This is a genomic window from Dietzia sp. B19, assembly GCF_014145155.1.
GTDB lineage: Bacteria > Actinomycetota > Actinomycetes > Mycobacteriales > Mycobacteriaceae > Dietzia > Dietzia natronolimnaea.
Genome location: NZ_JAALED010000399.1, coordinates 1 through 2,153, shown reverse-complemented (window position 1 = coordinate 2,153; position 2,153 = coordinate 1). Strand labels below are relative to the sequence as shown.

Sequence of the window (2,153 nt, the reverse complement as noted above, 5' to 3'; positions counted from 1 at the left end):
GCGACCGGGAGCTTGTCCTCCGGTCCCGCGTCGCCCGTCAGTCGCCCGATGGTCACCCCCGCGGCCACCAACACGATGGCCGCCGCCGCGGTGGCGAGGAAGGTCCAGGTCCCGGGGCGCCGGCGTTCGCGCATCCGGCTCAGGTCGACCACCGCCGCGCCCCCGGTGTCGTCGGCATCCGGGGTGGGTGCATCGTGTCCGGTCCCGGCCTCCGCCGTGACCAGGTCGAGCACTCTGGTACGCAGGGATGGCGGCGGCGGGACGTCGAGGTCGGCGTCGGCCACCAGATCGGCCACGACCTCCCGCGTGGACCGGATGTGGGCCAGCATCGAGCTGCGTTGATCCGGGGTCGCGGCGACGAGCGCCTGCTCGACGGCGTCCGCCTCCTCCTGGTCCAGCGCGTCCAGGGCGTAGAGGTCGAGGTCCTCGGGATGAACCGTGTCCGGGGACTCCGGATGATCGTGGTGTCGGACGGTCATGACAGCTCACCTCCCAGGCAGCTCTTGAGACGGCGCAGGCCGTCGCGGATTCGTGACTTGATCGTGGGCAGTGCGGACCCCAGCTGGTCGGCGACCTCCCGGTAGGTCAACCCGGAGAAGTACGCCATCTCGATGGACTCGCGCTGGTTCTCGGTGAGTTCCCCGAGACATCGACGGATGTCCGCGGCGTCCTCTTCCCGGGTGATCTCCTCGGTCACCTGATCGGCGATGTCGCCGGAGTGCGTGATCCCCGCGGCGGCGTCCGCCTCGTCGCGCCGGGCCGCGGAACTCTCGGACCGCACCCTGTCCACCGCTCGCCGGTGGGCGATGGTCAGTACCCAGGAATGGACCGAGCCAAGCTTGGGGCTGTACCCCGAGGCCTGCTTCCAGACCTGGAGGAACACCTCCTGGACGGTCTCCTCGGCGTACCCGGGGTCGCGCAGGACCCGGAGTGCGAGACCGTGCACACGGGGCGCCATGAGGTCGTAGAAGCGGGCGAAGGCATCGAGATCCCCGGCCGCGGAGAGCTCCAGGAGGCGCCCCGGATCGGCCAGCGACGGGGCGGTGGGCTCGGACACGGGGGACAGTCTAATGCGAGGTGGTCCGAACGCACGGGACGGGCGGGTGGTGAGGAGGGGTGTGTCGAGGACGGTCATGTCCCCGACACCCGGAACGTGCGGTTGTGCCAGCCCGTGGCCCCGGTGGGGATCGGCGGTTGTCGGGTCTCCGTCTGCACCTCACCGGTCGAGTCGGTCGCCCGGACCGACAGCGTGTGCAGGCCGGGCTCGGCGTCCCAGGTCCACGACCACATTCGCCAGGTGTCGATCGAGTACTCCTCGGCGAGCGTCGCCTCGTTCCACGGACCGTCGTCGACCTGCACCTCCACCCGGTCGATGCCCCGGCGCTGGGCCCATGCCGTCCCGGCCACCACGACGGGGCCGGGCTCCAGCTGGGCCAGGGGGGCGGGCCTGTCGATCCGGCTCGCGGTGAGGATGGGTCCCCGCTCACCCCACCCCCGGTCCGTCCAGTAGGCGCTGGCGCGGTCGAATCGGGTGACCTCCCAGTCCACCACCCACTTGGTGGCGGAGACGTAGCCGTACAGGCCGGGCACGACCTGCCGGACCGGGTACCCGTGCTCGAGCGGCAGGGGTTCGCCGTTCATCCCGACGGCCAGCAGGGCGTCCCGGCCGTCCGTGAGGGCCTCGAGCGGGGTGCCCGCCGTCCACCCGTCGACGGAGGTCGAGAGCAGCATGTCGGCCTCGGGAAGGGGGCCGGCCTCGGCGAGCAGTTCGGCGATCGGGAAGCCGGTCCAGGTCGCGTTGCCGGCGAGGTTGCCGCCGACCTCGTTGGACACGCAGGTCAGGGTGACGATCCGGTCCAGGAACTCCCGGCTCGTCAGTGACTGCCAGTCCAGTTCGATCTCCCTCTCCACCATCCCGTGGATCCGCAGCCGCCAGTCCGCGGTGGTCAGCGCGGGGACGCGCAGCGCGGTGTCGATGCGGTAGAAGTCCTCGTTGGACGTGAGGAACGGGGTGACCCCGGGGGCATCGGGAACGATCCCCTCCGGGACCGGTGGGGCGGCGTTGCGGCTCAACACCCGTGGCAGCTGGAGGCCCGTGCGCTCGGCGAGCGCGTCGGCCGCGCGGCGGGTCAGTGCCACCCCGGTCGCGCCCG

2 protein-coding genes and 1 pseudogene are annotated in these 2,153 nt (G+C 71.8%); all 3 read right to left on the bottom strand.

The genetic code is table 11. The features are described from left to right. Positions 1-479 (bottom strand): annotated as a pseudogene (locus G6020_RS11640) (anti-sigma factor); the annotation flags it as partial. Further along, the gene (gene sigK, locus G6020_RS11635; protein ID WP_042329923.1) at positions 476-1,057 is read right to left on the bottom strand and encodes an ECF RNA polymerase sigma factor SigK; all 582 of its coding nucleotides are present in this window, start codon (positions 1,055-1,057) and stop codon (positions 476-478) included. The gene sigK and the pseudogene G6020_RS11640, both read right to left, overlap by 4 nt. Positions 1,058-1,131: 74 nt before the next feature. Beyond that, the coding region (locus tag G6020_RS11630) for a molybdopterin-dependent oxidoreductase (RefSeq protein ID WP_182610742.1) at positions 1,132-2,153 on the bottom strand (1,022 nt) is incomplete at its 5' end.